The 19,748-nt window shown below is 44.4% G+C and carries 8 protein-coding genes; all 8 read right to left on the bottom strand.

From position 1 onward, the window contains the following. Positions 1 to 31 precede the first annotated feature (31 nt). A complete protein-coding gene (gene fumC / locus IPJ86_03160) occupies positions 32 to 1,438 on the bottom strand; it encodes a class II fumarate hydratase (GenBank protein ID MBK7886317.1) in 1,407 nt (468 codons plus the stop codon). Between the two features lie 62 nt (positions 1,439 to 1,500). After that, the gene (locus IPJ86_03165) at positions 1,501 to 1,908 is read right to left on the bottom strand and encodes a GxxExxY protein (GenBank protein ID MBK7886318.1); all 408 of its coding nucleotides are present in this window, start codon (positions 1,906 to 1,908) and stop codon (positions 1,501 to 1,503) included. Between the two features lie 48 nt (positions 1,909 to 1,956). Then, positions 1,957 to 3,058, bottom strand: a protein-coding gene (prfB, locus tag IPJ86_03170) for a peptide chain release factor 2 (GenBank protein MBK7886319.1) whose coding sequence is annotated in 2 segments (ribosomal slippage) — positions 1,957 to 2,997 and positions 2,999 to 3,058 — 1,101 coding nt in all. Because the reading frame shifts where the segments join, the coding sequence is not laid out codon by codon here. Positions 3,059 to 3,248: 190 nt separating this feature from the next. Beyond that, positions 3,249 to 3,725 (bottom strand): RecX family transcriptional regulator, encoded by a 477-nt coding sequence (locus IPJ86_03175; GenBank protein ID MBK7886320.1) that lies wholly within the window; start codon positions 3,723 to 3,725, stop codon positions 3,249 to 3,251. A 1-nt stretch (position 3,726) separates the two neighbouring features. Continuing rightward, positions 3,727 to 5,484, bottom strand: a complete 1,758-nt coding sequence (locus IPJ86_03180) for an ABC transporter ATP-binding protein (protein MBK7886321.1) — start codon at positions 5,482 to 5,484, stop codon at positions 3,727 to 3,729. 395 nt (positions 5,485 to 5,879) lie between these two features. Beyond that, the gene (locus IPJ86_03185; protein ID MBK7886322.1) at positions 5,880 to 11,579 is read right to left on the bottom strand and encodes a T9SS type A sorting domain-containing protein; all 5,700 of its coding nucleotides are present in this window, start codon (positions 11,577 to 11,579) and stop codon (positions 5,880 to 5,882) included. A 32-nt stretch (positions 11,580 to 11,611) separates the two neighbouring features. After that, positions 11,612 to 11,980 carry a hypothetical protein gene (locus tag IPJ86_03190; GenBank protein MBK7886323.1) on the bottom strand — a complete coding sequence of 123 codons (369 nt, stop codon included), beginning with the start codon at positions 11,978 to 11,980 and terminating at the stop codon, positions 11,612 to 11,614. Between the two features lie 67 nt (positions 11,981 to 12,047). Continuing rightward, positions 12,048 to 19,646 carry a SprB repeat-containing protein gene (locus IPJ86_03195; GenBank protein ID MBK7886324.1) on the bottom strand — a complete coding sequence of 2,533 codons (7,599 nt, stop codon included), beginning with the start codon at positions 19,644 to 19,646 and terminating at the stop codon, positions 12,048 to 12,050. Between the last annotated feature and the right edge of the window lie 102 nt (positions 19,647 to 19,748).

Here is a 19,748-nt window from a genome sequence, read left to right on the forward strand (position 1 = left end):
GGGCGCAACGGTTTCGCAGCGGGCGCAGTGATTATTCCGGCAGGTCTCCAACCATATCCAGCGGGTTGACCCATTCGTCGAATTGTTCGGCGGTGAGGTAACCGAGTTTTATGGCGGTTTCTTTTAATGTTCCTCCGTCACGGTGGGCGGTTTGTGCGATTTCCGCTGCTTTATAATAACCGATATGTGTATTGAGTGCCGTTACCAGCATCAATGAATTGTGAAGGTTACGATCAATGTTTTCCTTTATCGGTGCAATACCCACAGCACATTTATCATTGAAGGAAACACAAACATCTCCAATCAATCGTGCGGAATGCAGGAAATTATAAATCATCACCGGCTTGAAGACATTCAATTCAAAGTGTCCTGTTGCACCACCGATATTGATCGCAACATCATTGCCCAATACCTGTGCAGCCACCATAGTCATTGCCTCGCATTGTGTGGGATTTACTTTACCGGGCATGATGGATGATCCCGGCTCATTGTCGGGAATAAAGAGTTCACCAATGCCACAACGCGGACCGGAAGCCAGGAGACGAATATCATTCCCGATTTTCATCATACTAACGGCTACTGTTTTTAAAGCACCATGCGCTTCCACTATGGCATCGTGTGCTGCCAATGCTTCGAACTTATTTTCCGCCGTGATGAAAGGTAAACCCGTCAGCTTGGCAATATTCATTGCCACATTCTCTGAATATCCTTTCGGTGTATTGATTCCGGTACCGACTGCTGTTCCACCCAATGCCAATTCGGCCAGATGAGGCAAGGTATGATTGATAGCACGTAAACCATGATCAAGTTGAGATACGTATCCGCTGATTTCCTGTCCGAGAGTGAGCGGTGTGGCATCCATCAGATGAGTACGGCCAATTTTCACCACGTGCATAAACTCCTTCGCCTTTGCCGCTAAGGTGTCCCGTAATTTTCGGATACCCGGTATCGTTACCTCCACCAATGCTTTGTATGCGGCAATGTGCATAGCGGTAGGAAAAGTATCATTGGAAGATTGGGACTTATTGACATCATCATTCGGATGAACTGCTTTCTTTTCATCGAGCAGACTTCCACCATTTACCACATGCGCACGATAGGCGATGACTTCATTTACATTCATATTGCTCTGCGTGCCCGAACCGGTTTGCCAGACTACCAAGGGAAACTGATCGTCGAGTTTTCCCTCGAGGATTTCATCGCAGATGCGTCCGATGAGCTCACATTTCTCCTGCGGCAATACACCGGCTTCCCTATTGGTGATAGCAGCAGCCTTCTTCAGATAAGCGAAGGCCCGGATAATTTCTTTGGGCATCTTGTTGATGTCCTGAGCGATTTTAAAATTCTCAATAGAGCGCTGTGTTTGCGCGCCCCAATATACGTTGGCCGGCACCTGCACCGTACCCATCGTATCCTTTTCAATTCTGTAGTCTGACATAATATTCTTCGGGGGTTACCACTAAGGCACAAAGGTCACTTAGGACACTAAGGCCAACTTATTTATTTTGGGAGTTTTGCAAATTCTTCAGTTACTAATTGGACAAGAACCTTTGTTATATTATCAGTATGAAAATTGATAAGAAGTCCTTTGGGTTTCTGTGTTAATTTAAGATAGGAAAGCAACTGTGCTTTAAATACAGGATGTATTGTTTCTGTTGCTTTAATTTCAACGACAATCAAATGCTCTACTAATAAATCCAACTCAAGTACTTGCCCCAGGTCCTTTCCTTTATAACTTACCGGCACGCGCACTTTGGACCAAACTTCCAACCCTCTTGATTCAAGCTCATCAAAGAGGCACTGATGATAAATTGACTCCAATAAACCGGGACCTAATTCCGAATGTACTTCAATTGCACAAGCCACAATCTTATATGAAAGATCATTAATATACTTTTGAGTAATCATCTTAGTGCTCTTAGTGCTCTTAGTGTCCTAAGTGTCTTAGTGGTTATTTTACGCGATTTCCTTCGGTTCACCGGCGTATTCCATGAGATACGCTTTTATGAATTCGTCGATTTCACCGTCGAGGACGGCCTGGGTATCGGAGGTTTCGTAGTCGGTGCGGTTATCCTTTACCAATTTATAGGGATGCAGGACATAACTACTGATCTGGCTACCCCACTCTATTTTCTTTTTATTGCTTTCTGTTACTGCTTTCGCTTCGTTACGTTTCCTGATCTCTAACTCGTAAAGTTGCGACTTCAGCATTTTCATTGCTCTGTCTTTGTTGCCACCCTGCGTCCGCTCTACCTGACAAACCACCACGATTCCGGTCGGATGATGCGTAAGCTGCACTTTGGTTTCTACTTTATTTACATTCTGACCACCGGCCCCTCCAGAGCGGGAGGTTTGGATACTGATATCCGCATCCTTGATTTCAATATTGATGTCATCATCAATCATAGGATACGCATACACCGATGCAAAAGATGTATGGCGGCGAGCGTTAGAATCAAAGGGAGAAATGCGAACGAGACGATGAACGCCATTTTCACTTTTAAGATATCCAAAAGCATAATCCCCTTCGATTTCATACGTTGCAGATTTTATTCCCGCACCATCGCCATCCTGATAATCAATCTCGGTTACTTTATAACCATGACGTTCTGCCCAGCGTAAATACATTCTCAACAGCATGGAGGCCCAATCCTGACTTTCGGTTCCACCGGCACCTGAATTAATCGTCAACACTGCACTGAGACGATCTTCCTCGCCACTCAGCATATTTTTAAATTCGAGATCTTCGATCACCTTGACGGTTTCGGCATACTGGCTATCCACTTCCTGCTCGGTCGCTTCACCGGCTTTCTGGAATTCAAAAAGAACGGAAAGGTCGTCCAGTGTGCTTTTGACTTTGAGAAAAGCGTTGGTCCAGTCCTTCTTAAGGTTGATTTTTTTAAGAATCTGTTCTGCTCTTTTCGGGTCATCCCAAAAATCGGGAGCATGTGTAAGCTGTTCTTCCTGAGCTATTTGCTGTAGTCGGTTATCGACGTCAAAGATGCCTCCTCAGAGCATCGACACGTTCGGAAAGTTCTTTTAATTGCTCTATAATCATAATGGCACAAAGATACTAAAAAGGGAAAGAGATCGGGTAAGCACCTCCCACATCCCAACAAACTCCAATGATGACATCGGGATCAATTCATTCTCCACCCATCAAAAAAATCCGCGCCCATCCTAAAAAATCCGCGTATCCCGTTTACGGGATCAGCGTTCCCCTATAAATTTTGACGCCCCAATATATGCTATTCCCTAAGGTAATCCCAGACGATGTCGGATTCGAAGCCGCGGGAGATGGCATACTGCGCAATTTTATGCTTGCGTTTCAGCGGATGCTTTTCCTTCTCTTCCCTGCTCCGCTTAGCAATGACTTTTTCAAGTTGTTTCGTATAGTCGGTAGCGTTAATAACGGACAGGGCTTTACGAATACAGTATTCAGAAACTTTTTTTTGCTTTAGCGCTAATTTTATCTTTACTTTTCCCCATCCCAGCTGACGAAATTTTCCACCGGCGAAAGTGATCGCGAAACGTTCTTCATTGAGAAAATTCTCTAAAATGAGACGCGATATGAGCAGCTCAACATCTTTACTATGCAATCCATAATCATAAAGTTTATCCCGTACATCCTGTTGACTTCGCTCCTGAAATGCACACCATTTACAGATCTTCTGCCAGGCCATTTCCGCAGTATAGATTTTCTTATGGGCTTGTACTTCATCCATGTCAATGCGGAATGGCTTCGATGAGTTTGCGGGTATAGTCGGATTTGGGATGAAGATAGACTTCATCTGCATCACCCAATTCTTCGATACGTCCTTTGTTCATCACCATGATACGATCACTCATAAAACGTACAACAGACAGGTCATGTGAAATAAAAATATACGTTAAGCCCTGCTCTTCCTTCAGTTCATTCAACAAGTTTAACACCTGCGCCTGTACGGAGACATCCAGGGCTGAAACAGACTCATCGCATATCACGAACTCCGGATTCAGCGACAAGGCGCGCGCGATACAGATCCGTTGACGTTGTCCACCGGAAAATTGATGCGGGTATCGAAAATAATGTTCCTCTTTTAGTCCCACTTTTTTCAACAACTGCATCACCATCTCCTTTCGTTCCTTGTCGTCTTTGTAGAGTCCGTGCACATACATGGGCTCACGAATAGCAGCGCCGGCGGTGAGGCGGGGATTGAGCGAAGAATAGGGATCCTGAAAAATGAGTTGCATTTGTTTGCGAAATGCTCTCAGTTTCGTTTTTTCAAAAGAACGGATATCATCACCACGGTAAAGAATACTTCCACCGGTGGGTTCAATGAGACGCAGAATACTTCTACCCAATGTGGTTTTACCACAACCTGATTCGCCTACCAGTCCGAGGGTTTCGCCGGGAAACACCTCAAAACTTACGGTATCTACGGCTTTCACCTCGCCCCTCGGCTTTCCAAAGAAGCTTTTCTTCAAAGGGAAATAGGTTTGCAATTGCTGAACACTCAATAAGGGTGTAGTACTTTTCTGCTCCTGTACTTTTTTGGGGGCCGAAGCTTCATTCACCTTCAGTTGCGCAATGATCTCTTCAATACTCCTTCCGGTCTCCGAATAGTTTCCGCTATCATCTGCCACCATAAAATCACTGATAACGGGCAACCGTTTTAATCCGGTATTGTTTGCAGGTCTACAGGCCAGCAATCCTTTGGTATAGGGATGTTTCGGGTGATGGAAGATACTCTTCACATCCGTTTTCTCTACCGACTTTCCTTTATACATTACCACCACCTCATTGGCAATTCGGGAAATCACCCCAAGGTCATGGGTAATAAAGATCATTCCCATTCCGGTTTCTTCCTGCAGTTCTTTCAGGAGATCAAGAATCGTAGCCTGAACGGTTACATCGAGAGCAGTAGTAGGTTCATCAGCGATGAGGATACGCGGCTGACAGGAAATCGCCATGGCAATCATGACGCGCTGCTTTTGGCCACCGGAGATCTGATGCGGATAGGCATCGAACATTTCTGCCGGCCTTGGGAGCTTCACTTTTTCGAAGAGATGAATAGTTTCTTCTCTTGCCGCACGACCGGATAAATTTTTATGAAGTTTTAAAGCTTCCGCCACCTGATGCCCGCAGGTAAAGACCGGATTTAACGAAGTCATCGGTTCCTGAAAAATCATAGCGATATCATTGCCACGGAATTTCCTGATTTCCTTTTGAGACAAGCTCAGGAGATCAACAGTACCATGATTTTTGGTTTGAATACGAGCCGTCCCGCTTTCAATTCTACCGGCAGGTTGAGCAATAAGCTGCATTAAAGATAAAGAGGTCACCGACTTACCGGATCCCGACTCCCCGACGATTCCCAAGGTTTCACCCGGAAGTATACGGAAGGAAACATTATCAACGGCTTTAAAAAAATGTTCACCTGTGCCGAAGGAGACAGATAAGTTATCCACCTCAAGCAAAGGTAGATTGAGTTTTTCGGGCATGGCGTAAAAATAGTGGAATACGAAATACGGAGTATGAAATACGAAATATTACGAAATACGAAATACGAAATACGAAATATTACGAAAATACGAAATACGATAATACGAAATTTTACAGATATACGAAATACGAAATACGAAATTTTACAGATATACGAAACGCGAATTTTACGAAAAAGGGGTTGAGACTTCTTAATGCAGTCGCTACCGGATACTGTCACCGCTTTCGAGAGCTTGATCCCGGAGGCGCACAAGGGTGCTCGGGGTGACATCCTATAGCAGTCGCGACAGGACACAGTTGCCGCGTTCGGGAGTTAGTCAAAAGACGGCGCCCCGATCCAGAGTGGATCGGGGCGCCGTTTTAATTATTATCGGGTTAATAACCTCAGAGGAGATTATTCAACTACGATACGGATTTTCTGTACTGTATCATTGGTGCGGAACTGCATAGTGTAGATTCCGGCAGCCATTCCTTTTACAGAGAATTCCAATTTGTTAGCACCTTCGTCAGCGTTGCGGTTCTCATTAAGAACTACGCGACCGGCAGCATCCATCATAGTAACAAGAACATCTTGATTCTTATCGCTATTGAAGCTTACATTCAGAAGATCACTTACAGGATTTGGATAAGCTGAGATATTCATTGCAGCTGCATCACCAATACGTGGGCACAGTGTAATGCTGATTCCATTGAGGCTGCGAATCGGACCTGTTCCACATGCATTAGATGCACGAACAGAGATCGATAAGCTACCGGCAGGATTAGCACCGGCTTTCACAACGATATCTTTAGTACCCTGACCGGAAAGGATAATAAATCCGGAAGGAACAGTCCAGGTGTAAGTTGCAGCACCGGCTACAGTAGCAACACCGTAGTTATAATTCTGATTAGCACATAACGCTGTAGGACCAGTGATCGGCGAAGCCTGACCAGGAGCACCCAATACTGTAAGTGCACGAGCTGCACCGTTACCACAACCATTCTGAGCAATAACAGTCATTGAGCCACCGCCATAAGAACCGCTGAAGTCAACAGTAATTGAAGCAGTACCCTGACCACTCATGATAGTAGCACCTGATGGAACATTCCACAAGTAACTGAGAGCACCTACAACCGGATTAGCAGAATATGCTACACCTGTTGCACCGCAAACTCCTGTAGACTGACCACTGATTGCAGTTGAAGCAGGAAGGATGTTGAGGCTGATGTTACGAGTACGTGCAGGAGAAGATCCGCAAGCATTGGTTGCAATTACGCTGATAGGACCACCTGTAAATCCGGCACTGTATTGTACCTGAATTACGTTGGTGTTTTGACCACTTACAACTGATGCACCGGCAGGAACTGACCATACATAGTTATCAGCACGAGCTACAAGAGCTACAGAGTAAGTAATAGTTTCGCCGGGACAAGCCTTAGCAGAACCGGAGATAGAAGGAGGTGTTACAGGAGTAGTTAACTGAACAGAGATACCCAAACAACTTGGAGTTCCGCTACCACAGCTATTGCTATTGTTAGCAGTTACACAAACCTGACCAACAACTCCATTGTGGATATTGCTGAACGGCCAGGTAACAGTGATGCTGGTAGTACCTTGTCCGAAGAGAAGAGTAGTACCTGCAGGAACTGACCAGGTATAAGAAGTAGCACCGGGAACTGCAGCAACACTATACGTTACAGTTTGGTTGAAAGGATTACACAATGCAGCAGGGCCAGAGATAGCACCCGGTGATGGTGGAAGATCCTGAATAGTTACTGTAATGAAGCTGGAAGCCGGAGTACAGTTGGTTGGAGCATCAGTAGTTAATGTTAATACAACAGAACCGGCTAAGATATCAGCAGGACCCGGAGTATAGGTAGCATTCAATACAGTAGCACTTGGTGAGAATGAACCATCACCTGCAGTTGACCATGTACCATTAGTAGCTCCACCACCGATAGAACCGTTTAAGGTAGTTGATTGACCTGCACAGATAGTTACATCTGAACCGGCGTTAGCAGTTGGAGGATTCACACAACCACAACCTTCGTCAATGTTTCCGTCGCAGTTATCATCGATCAGGTTAGCACAGATCTCAGTAGCACCGGGATTAACGGCACCATTGTTATCGTCGCAATCAAGAGCATTCAATACATAACCACCGGGAGTAATCGCTACACAAGTAGTGATGCTTGAAGAAGCATTACCATAAGTGTCACCGTCTGCATCAGCATAATATGTGAAAGTTGGTAAACCATCATCAGTTAAACCGTTACAATCATCATCGATGTTGTTACATAATTCAGCAGCACCGGGGTTGATAGCACCATTGGTATCATCACAATCACCGTTGTTACTTACATAACCAACAGGAGCAGAGCAACCGTTAGCAGTTACTGCAGGGTCACCATAAGTGTCACCGTCAGCATCAGCATAGTAAGTGTTCACAACACCTTCGTCAGTTAAACCATCGCAATCATTATCAACAAGATCACATACTTCAGTAGCACCGGGATTGACAGCAGCGTTTCCGTCGTTACAATCTGTGTTATCAGAAACATATCCTAAAGGAGCAGAACATGCAGCAATCGGAGCATTTAAATCACCATAGTTATCACCATCAGCATCAGCATAGAAAGTAGACTGAACACCTTCGTCGGTTAAACCATCGCAATCGTTATCAACAAGGTCACAAACTTCAGTAGCACCAGGATTGATAGCACCGTTTCCGTCGTTACAATCTGTATTATCTAAAACATAACCAACAGGCTGAGCACAAGCTACAGTTGGAAGTGAACCGGCATCTCCATAAGAGTCATTGTCAGCATCAACATAGTAGTTAGAGAAAGTCAAACCTTCGTCAGTTTGTCCGTCGCAATCATCATCAATACTGTTACAAACCTCAGTAGCACCCGGATTGATAGCACCATTGGTGTCATCACAATCAGTTGCATCAGCAACATAACCTACAGGAGCAACACAAGCCTGAACTGAAACCAATGCATTACCATAAGAATCACCGTCAGCATCAGCATAGAATGTAGAAGTTACACCTTCGTCAGTTGAACCGTCGCAATCATCATCGATGGAGTTACAAACTTCAAGAGCACCGGGATTAACCGCGCCATTGGTATCGTCACAATCTGTGTTATTCAATACATAACCTACTGGCTGAGCGCAATTGCTTTGAGATACTGCAGGGTTACCATAAGTATCACCGTCAGCATCCTGGTACCATGTAGATACAACTACGCCTTCGTCAGTTTGACCATCGCAATCATCATCTATACCATTACACTGCTCAGGAGCACCAGGGAAAATAGCGTTTGAACCATCGTTACAGTCAGTATTGTTAGTTACAGAACCGAAGATGGGGTTACAAGAAGAAACTCCTGTAGCTGTTGCATCTCCGAAACCGTCACCGTCAGCATCAGCATAGTAAGTAAGGAAAGTCAGACCATCGTCGGTTAAACCGTTACAATCGTCATCCACACCGTTACAAACTTCAAGAGCACCTGGATTAACAGCAATATTGTTGTCATCACAGTCACCACTTACAGTTACTGAACCAAGCGGCTGAGCACAAAGGTTACCAAGGAATGTACCTCCATAAAGGTCACCATCACCGTCAGCATAGTAGTTCGCGAAAGTTAAACCTTCGTCTGTAGATCCATCGCAATCATCATCAATACCGTTACAAACTTCAGTTGCAGCAGGATTAACAGCAGGGTTTGTATCATTACAATCTGTGTTGTCCACTACATAACCAACAGGAGCACCGTTACAAGTTGATTGAGAAACCAATGGATTACCATAAGTATCATTGTCACCATCTGCAAAGTAAGTAACGAAAGTCAGACCATCATCGGTTAAACCGTTACAGTCATCATCTACGTTGTTACAAACTTCAAGAGCACCGGGATTAACAGCACTGTTGTTATCATCACAATCACCACCCACTGCTACAGAACCCAAAGGCTGTGAGCAGAAGCTACCTAACAAGGCACTACCATAAGTATCCAAGTCAAGGTCAGAGTAGTAGTTTGTGAAAGTTAAACCTTCGTCAGTTGAACCGTCGCAATCATCATCAATGCTGTTACAGATTTCTGTAGCACCAGGGAAGATCGCATTGTCAGCATCGTTACAGTCACCGTTGTTAGTTACAGAACCGGCAATTGGGTTACAAGAAGAAACACCAGTAGCACTTGCATCTCCGAAACCGTCAACGTCAGCATCTACATAGTAAGTTAAGAAAGTCAGACCATCATCAGCAGTACCATCGCAATCGTCATCGATACCGTTACAAACTTCAAGAGCACCCGGATTGATGGCGTTGTTAGTATCGTCACAATCGTTATCAGTTGTTGAAGTGTTGGCAGGCTGTGTACAGGCTAAGATAGCAGCACCGGCACCGTAACCGTCACCGTCACCGTCAGCATAGTAGGTTGAAAGTAAACCTTCATCAGCAGTACCGTTACAGTTATTATCTATACCGTCACAAACTTCAATTGCAAGCGGATTGATAGCAAGGTCATTATCATTACAATCCTGGTTGTTGGTTACATAACCGGAAGGAGGCGTACATGCAGAAACTGAGGAAGCAGGATCTCCAAAGGAATCACCGTCTACATCAGCATAGTAAGTGATGAAAGTTAAACCTTCGTCAATGTTTCCATCGCAATCATCATCCAGATTGTTACAAAGTTCAACCGCATTTGGGTTGATGGCTGCATTATTATCATCGCAATCTAAGTCATTGGTAGCAGTACCGATAGGCTGAGTACAAGCAAGGATAGCCACACCTGTACCGAAATTATCACCATCAAAATCTGTATAGTAAGAATTCTGAACACCTTCGTCTGTCAGACCATCGCAATCGTTATCTACTAAATCACATACCTCGGCAGCACCGGGGTTGATGGCGATATTATTATCATCACAATCACTGTCAAAAGAAACATAACCTAAAGGCTGAGCACAAGCAACCAAAGTAACCAAAGGATCACCGTAACTGTCACCGTCAGCATCTGCATACCATGTAGAGAAAGTCAAACCTTCGTCAGTTTGTCCGTCGCAATCGTCATCTAAACTGTTACAGATTTCAGCAGCGCCGGGGTTGATAGCAGGATTAGCATCATCACAATCCGTATTACTCAATACATATCCTACAGGAGCACCGGTACAAGAAACCTGGCTGATCAGAGGATTACCATAAGTGTCACCATCACCATCAGCATAATAAGTAACGTTTGCAGCGCCATCAAGAACCGTAAAAGATGCATTGGCAGTACAGCCACCACCATCTGTTGTTACAGTTACTTCATAAACACCTGCAGTTAAACCGCTGATATCTTCAGTAGATGCACCATTACTCCAGAAAATAGATAAAGGAGTTGGGTTACCGCCTGTAATAGTCAGGTCAACAGAACCGTCATTACCACCTGCGCATGTTGCAGAAACAGTAGTAGCTGACAAGGTTGGAGCTGTACAAGAAGGAGCGTTGAGGACCGGGTTAGCAGTAGTAACCTGAACAGTAGTTCCACCTACACAACTTGGTGGAGCACCCACTATAGGACAAATTATAAAGGTAAGGCAATTTCCAGGATCATAATAGTTGGCCTGTACTTTAGGATTTGAGGTAGTGGCCAAGTTAAAATTAAAATTCAACTGACTAACTGCCCATGGAATGGAGTTAGTCAGACGCATTCTACCCACTCTAACACCGGGAGCAGTTGGAATAATTGACCCTGTTCCGCAAGCCGGAGCCGGTACAGCACCCGAAATACGAACAATACCGGCTGTTGCCGTATTAATTGCATTCTGCAAATTAGTCGGATTTGATAATTGAGTCGAAGCTGGCACCCATACGGCTGTCATCGTTCCCCCATTTTTTGCAGCATTATTGTAAGTAAAGCTGAACTGTTGGTTGGCCAATTCGAATGAGCCTGCACCTGTACTGATAATGTACAAATCCACCTCATACTGATTTGGAGCAACCTGCGCATCGTTTGTCAACAGGAATTGCACGGAGTTTTGTGCAAAGCCCGCTTTGCCGAACATTGTGCAGCATAGCACAAAGAACAGCATTTTGAGCAGTGTAATTTTTGTTTTCATTGTGGTTATATTAGTTTTTATATTAGTTCCTTTTAGTTAGTTTGGCTGTTGTTTTCCTTTTGCGTATTGGTATTGGTATTCATTATCCTGTTTCCATTGGCAGGGCTAATTACTGAAATAAAGTTTACCAAATTGTTATCCAAGATAGCCTGATCCGAGATATCTACCACAGAATCTCCGTTAAGGTCAGTTAATACATAGCCAAAGGCGAAATTTGATAGGTCATTGCCCAGATCTGCCTGGTCACTGATATCGATGGTCCCGTCCTGGTTGACATCACCTGAGTAGATGGCAAACACTCCCGGCTCCACCTCTTTCTGGTTGTCACCGTAAGCATTGTTTTGTGCGCTGACCATTTTTCCTGCAAATAGCATCAGCAAAATAAGAATAGTTTTTTTCATAGAGATTTTTTTTGTGCCCTAATAATAGGGTATGAGGGATTACTCCCTCATACCCAAATTGTTATAATTACGGATGAATCGATCCAACGAAGTTTAAGATATTATTATCTACAATCGCCTGGTCAGTGATATCCACTACTCCATCTCCCGATACATCTGTTGGTACATAGCCGGAAGCAAAGTTCAAGAAATCATTTCCTACATAGCCCTGATCGGTAATATCCACCACTTCATCCTGTGGAGCGATATCGCCACTGTAGAACGCGAATACACCCGGATCCACTTCAATCATATTGGAGCTGAAGGCCTGAGTAGCCGCAGTGGTGAAGTTGTAGTTCGTTGTAGCAGAGAAGGTGAGCAAATCACTCCAGGTTTGTACGGCGTTACGATGGAACACCGCGATGTAACCGTTAGCACCATTAATGGCAGCCGGGAAAGTAAAGCTCGCCTGGCCATTGGTGCCAAGTACTGCTGTTCCGGAAGCCAATACATTGGTGGGGGTTAACTGATCTCTGATTTCTACCAGGATCGTATCACATTCTGTCAGACTAACGCCTACTCCTGTATTCAGTAAGGCCGGCACCAATCCGCCTGCGCCATCATACATGCCTTCAATCAACATGGTCAGGTTAAGAATAGCGTTGGTGTTGGTCGTGATTACTACGTTATCAAAACCTTGACAACCGTTGGTGTCTGTTACCACACAGGTATATGTTCCACCTGTCAGACCTGTAATTGGAGTACCGCTACCAATCAATGTAAATAATGCATCGTACCACTCAATGACATAGCCGGGAGTTCCACCTGCTATTACCACAGAAGCTGTACCGTCGTTAGCACCGGGGGCGCTTTCGTTGGTAGATGAAAGGGTCAGGGTAATTGATGCAGGCTCATTGATGGTAACAGTTGATGTATCTGCACAACCGGAGTTATCCGATACAATCACCGTTAATGTAGCAGCGGCAGTAACACCACGGGTAGCGTTGGTATTTCCATCGCTCCACAGGATGTTGTATGGCGCAGTTCCTCCGGTCCAGAATACGGTGGCTGATCCATCAGCAAATCCGTTACAGGAGATATCTGTTCCAATCACTGAATCGATCACGATTGGAGAGGATCCAGTAACAACATAGGTCAATACGCCTGAGTTACATGAGGCAGGACTTCCCGCTTCATCATATACCTGCAAGTAGTAAGTACCGGCTCCCAGGTTACTGAGTGTATCCTGATTGTTCGCCTTCGTTACGTTGCTGATGATATTGGTTTGAGCAAGGTCAGTTGACCAGATGTAGTTATAATTTGGTAAACCGCTGGTTACTTGTACTGCGATAGAACCACCACCGGTACAGCTTGCAGGAGTAATGACATCCACTACTGCCACTGACTTGGTCAGGATAGTAGCGGTATCAGAACTTGCAGAACATCCGTTAGGAAGTGTTACGATAACTGAATAAGAAGAACCATAGCTTGAGCTGATAGAATCCAGATCAGGAATTGGAACTCCGATAGCACTCCAGGTAAAGTTAGTACCTGCAGGATATCCACCTACATAAAGACCGGTATCCACCACATTCACGTAAATGAATTCAGGGTTACACAAGGTAGTATCATTATCCGCGATAACCGGGCTAGGTTGAGCAGCGAAGTTGATTTGAACTGAATCTGCTTTAGTACAACCGGTAAGCGGGTTGGTAACTACAACAGTATAGTAACCGCTTGATGTTGGAACTGCAGAAATAGTTTCCGTAGTAGTAGAACCAATGATACCCTGACCTGACCAACTAATTGTAGCAGCCTGAAGAGGAGCAAAACGGAAGGCCTGATTTGTAGCCGTCCATGTTCCGGTATTATATCCCGGAGCAGCATACCCCTGAGAATTGGTTTCAAGTCCAACTGCACGGGTGTTCAAACTGATAGTATTTATACTGGTAAGGAATACATCGACTACGTTACTTGTTTCATTAAGCTCAATCTGATAAGTCACAGCAGGATCTACAGACCAGAAATCAACCGCATTGAACTTCACCACCAGTTTCCTGTTTGGTGCAGCACCAACGATATCATAGGTAATCGAACCGGCCACTGAGTTATTCAGGTCACCCCAGAATCCAACCCAGTTGTTCGGAGCAAGATTTGAGAATATAGAAGGAGGTGTATACTGGAATTGAGCAGTAAGATTACCTGCACCCATGAGGATCTGACCATTGGCGTGAATAGTAACATCTGTATAATTTGTTCCGCCAAAGTTGAAGGTAAATGGTAAGGCTACAGTCTGTGTTCCTTCATCACCCAGAGCAGGAGCGCTTTGAGTAAGAGGTGCTAAACTAGGTGCATGAGGAATGCTGGTCACTGCATAGTTTCCACTTACCGGAGAACTCACCACTACAGATAGCTGAGCAGTATCTCCCGAACACAGATTTGGTGTTGTAGTAGAAACAGAGATGACAGGAGCAGGATTCACTGTGATCACCGCTGTATCAGAAGTTTCACATCCGTTAATATTTCCTGTTGCAGTAACGATATACGAAGTAGTTACAGATGGAGTAGCAACAACGGCAGGACCTGAAGTAACATCTAATCCTGTAGCAGGAGCCCAATCGAAATTGGTATAATCACCCAAACCACCGGTTACGTTGATGTTTACTGAACTGCCTTCGCAGATGGTAGCGGCAGATGGAGTAACAGTCACAGGAGGAGCAGGATTCACAACAGCAATAACAGGAACACGAGCGCTAACGCAATTCGGAACAGAATAGATAAGTGAACCGTTCCAGATACGGGTACTTGTTGGAATACCTCCGAACAGACCTGATCCAAATGTTCCACCGGTACCGTAACCTTCCAGGATTGCAAGATTTGCATCAGAAGTATATACAGCACCTAAGCTAACACCATTGGTATAAGTTATACCACCGGCAGGAAGGAAGACAAAGAATGAAGTAACACCATTGCTTAACGGAAGGTTAAGTCCTGTTACATATCCTTGTGCGGCAGCTACAGGTCCGTTATAGATCTGTGTCCATCCGGCACTTGAGCCCTCAAAACCTACGTGCGTACCACTTCTGTACCACACCTCACAAACTGCGCCTGCAGAATTATTATTGATACGCATTCCGGTTAAAGTAACAGGACTGGTCACGTTCACATCAAAGAAGTTACCATTGGCACCATTACCACCTGCAAACGTTGTGGTAAGTGTATCTCCACCTGATCCTACTAACGTATCTACAAGTGCAGCTACCCAGAAGGTATCTGTTTGAGTTACGAAAGTATTGTAAGGACTTCCATTAGCAAGATAGTTTCCTGCAGTGCTGTCCGCATACCAACGGATGAAATAACCCGGATTGGCAGTAGCTGCCAGTGAAACATTACCTTGTCCACAAACGGTGTCATTGGTAGTTGTAAGAATCGTTGGGTTATTCACCTTCACATACTTCACATTTGAAAACGCTGAATCTGCGCAGAAAGCTTTCAAACGGATATAGGTATCAGCGGTAATTAATCCTGTAGTATAGGTACTCGCGGTTTGACCGATAACATCAAAGAAATTCACATTATCAGCAGAAGATTGCCATTGCAATGAACCGTCCACAAAGATGGAGGAGAAGGATACCGTTCCTGAAATACAGATGGTAGTATCCAATCCAACAAACTCAATAGAAGGAGTAACCGGAGTCGGGCTAACATAGAAGTTAGCAGTATCCGTTGCAACACACCCTGACACAGGATCAGTCACAGTCAATACATATTGACGGCTTCCTGCTCCCAGTGATTGTGTAAAGAGCGGATTCGCAATATTCGAAGCGCTTAATTCAGTAATAGGTGACCGGCTATAGTTCACTGATCCACCCTGGAAACGCATATTCGGACGGAAATCAGTCAATGCACCGGTAGCTGCGCCACAAGCTGCTGCATTCAGGGCATTGGTACTGGTACATCCTAATGTTTGAGAAGTGTAAACGATATCAAATAAAGAGTTCGTAGCATTGGTGAAACAAGTTTGAATCACAATATCACTTACACCATCCCATGCATAAGGCGTTTGGAATACGATATCGTTCCAACCCAATGTAGTAGAATAGTTACCGGTATAAACAGTGTTTCCACCGGGGATAGTGATATATGTTGTACTTGCGAAACAGCCGCCCACCACTTCATCAATAGATACTGTGAAGTTAGTATAAGGCTGATTACTCAGTTTAGAAACCACATTGAAACCAACGCTGTTTAAGAAGGAAGGTCCGAAGACACCCGCAGCATTCAGTTCAGCAGCGCTTACAAACAATTGCATACGTTGCGCTGCATTTGCACCGTTGAACGGCCATCCTGCAGTTTGCCCGAGGTTTTCAGTAGTACCTACATACTTATAGCTGGCTGATCCTCCAGAACCATTGAATTGATAAGGTGACGTAGTACAAATTGTGTCAGGCACTATACCTACTGAAGCGAATGGAGCAGTATTCACGGTTAATGTAACTGAAGCTGTATTGATACAGCCACCGGGAATTCCATCATCAGCAGTAACCGTATAAGTTGTAGTTGAATTGACAGTTGCAGTAACGGACGCAACGTTTGTCGCACTTAAACCTGTAGCCGGAGCCCAGGAGAAGTTTACATAGCCCGGATCGGTTGGTGCTGCACCGGCATCAAGTGTTACAACTCCACTTCCACAGAATGTAGTAGGACCGGAAGGAGTAATCGCCAATGTTGGGGCAGGATTGACTGTATAGTTTACAACAGCCTCATTTCCGAAGCAACCATGCATTACCTGCCAGTTATAGAACATACCAAAGGTATTTGTACCAAAGAAGGAAGCCAGAGGAGGCATATTACCATAACCGATAATATTCATATCACCGGCAATTAGCCATGGAGCTGTTCCCTGAACAATCGCATCCTGATGAACAGAAAGGTTCGGACTGGATGTTGGACGCATTGCATAAGGAATCGTACTATATGGTACATAGATATTCAATTCGATCGTCTCATAGTTAGGTAATGTAACCGTAGTTACACCACTAACAGAACCGATAGTATTACCCAATGAATCGATGATCGCAATACCATAAGGAGTTCCGATCGGACCATTTGGATAGATATCCACACTCTTAATGATGGTACCACCCGTATTATTCACACGGAACCACATACCCTGAGAGGTTGTTGGGAAGTAACCTACCGGAATTGAACCGGGGTTAGCAACCGGGTTAAAACCGACGGCGGTCGTATCAATGTTTGCAGGGAATTCACGTACATCGAATGCACCGGAAGCAGTTACAGACTGTGTTAATGAACCTGTGTAAGAAAGTACATTTCCACCATTAGGACCTGTCCAGAACAATGTTCCACCACTACCGGTAGCAGTAGCTGTTACATCACCGGGGCCACAACGTGAAATAGGATTATTGGTAGTAGGAGCAGCCGGAAGAGGTGTAACAGTAATAAATACAGTATCTGTATTCGTACAACCGGTAACGTTATCAGTTACCGTCACCACATAGTTGGTACTAGCGGTTGGTGAAGCAATAGGATTAGGAATATTGGTTGCACTTAAACCTGCAGCCGGAGACCATGAATAACTAACACCCGCAAGAGCACGTGTGAGCACCATTTGTGGACGTTGACTTGCAGTGCTACCTGTAGCAGCAAGACAAACTCCGGCAGCATCCTGATTCAACCAGCGACTGGAAACAAAGGAAGTATTATCCATATTTCCGACAGAGCTGGTTGTATAGTTTCCATTATTAAAACAGGTTTCAATGACCACATTAGAAACACCATCCCAAACAAACGGAGTGGTGAAAGTATGTGTATTCAAACCTGCAATTGAATTATAGTTCACAGGTCCGTATACAACAGTTGAAACTGTTTGCTCCGCACTTAAATCAGCAGCGACAACATTTGCCATTTTGATGGTATAGCCTGTCAATGTCTGACCGGCTGGTGTGGCAATATTGTATGACAAAGCGTTGATTGCACCTGCAGAAAATCCATTAGCCAATAACTCACTGGCAAGGATCATATTCTGCATACGATAACCCCAATAGAAGGCGCCATAAGCAGAAGGATAACCGGTTGTAGTACTTTGTACATCGTTTTCACCGATGGTTACTGTTGTCGGTACATCTAACTGCACTGAACCTCCTTCGCAGAAGGCCGCTGATTCAATATTTGCATTTACTGTTGGTAAATCAAACACTTCAACTGTAACGGTATCACTGTTTGTACAAACACCATCCGTTCCTTCAACGATATAATTATAGATGCCCGGTGCTGATGGAGAAGCAGTAACACTTGGTCCGGATGTTGAATTCAGGTTTCCACCTGCATCGGATGACCATGTATACGTAATATAATTTAAAAGAATTTCATCCCGATTAAATGTATTGGTTCCAGCACATAATGAAGAATCACTCGCCTGAGCTGTAATAGCCGGTGGTGTTGCAACCGTAATGGTAACCGGAGTACGAGGGCTCAAACAAGAACCATCGAATGCTGCCACATACAGTGTAGTGGTAGTACCAATAGAAGAAAGATAAGTAAGTGATGGGTCTGCCTGTAAGATAGTACCGCCAATGGCAGCATCATACCAATAATAAGCTGTAGCACCCGGAACTGCATTTACAGAAGCGGTAGGAATCTGATTACCACAATGTGCACTTGGATTAGTAGTAGGAGCAGGAAGAACAGGTAATACGTTGATGATCACCGTATCATTAGTAAAGCATCCAGTTACCGGATCAGTAACTGTTACTACATAAGTAGTAGAAGTAGATGGTGTGGCAACGGGGTTAGAGATATTCGTTGCACTTAATCCGGTAGCAGGTGACCAACTGAAGGTAACGCCTGAAGGTAATGAAGTACCATTCAGAATCATTTGTGGACGACTACTTGCAGTAGAAGCAATAGGTGAAGTACAAACAGTAGCTGCATCCTGATTCAACCAACGACAGGAAATGTAGCTGGTATTGCTTAAACTTCCAACGGAATTATTCGTATATCCTGAATTGTTAAAACATGTCTGAATTACAACATTTGATGTTCCATCCCAGTTGAATGGAGTCGTAAATGAATGTGTATTTACACCGACAACCGCTGTATAATTCACCGGACCATACACTACACTACCAACTGTTTGTTCTAAACTCAAATCAGTAGCTGCTGTGTGCGCCATGCTGATCGTGTAATTCGTCAATGAAGCAGGATCAGCGGTAGTGATATTAAATCCAAGACTATTTATCGGCCCGGCCGTAAATCCGGCAGCAGAAAGTTCGGAAGCACGGATTAATATTTGTTGACGGTGCCCCCAATAGAAACTTCCATATGCGGCTGGATATGAGGTGTTAGTGTTCTGAGCATCATTATTACCAATTGTAGCTTCCAGTGTTCCGCTCACTTCTAACTGAACACTTTCACCATCACAGATGGTAGTTTGGTCAATATTAGCTGAGGCATTTGGATTAGGATTCACTACAAGGACAATCGTATCGGTAGTTACACAACCGGCACCTGCATCAGTAGCCGTGACAATAAATGTATAGTTACCGACAGCAAGCGGCGTAGAAACAACTGTTTGAACATTGTTCACATTCAACGTTCCTACACCATTACCTGACCAGATAAATACATAGTTGGGATTAGCATTTGTTGCGTCTAAAGTAGCCACATCACCTAAACAAATGGTATCATTCGCTGTAACAACAATATCTACCGGATCAGGAGTAATTACTGTTTCAGTAACAGCTACTCTCGGACCATCACAAACGCC

The organism is Bacteroidota bacterium (assembly GCA_016713925.1).
In the GTDB taxonomy this organism is placed as follows: domain Bacteria; phylum Bacteroidota; class Bacteroidia; order AKYH767-A; family OLB10; genus JAJTFW01.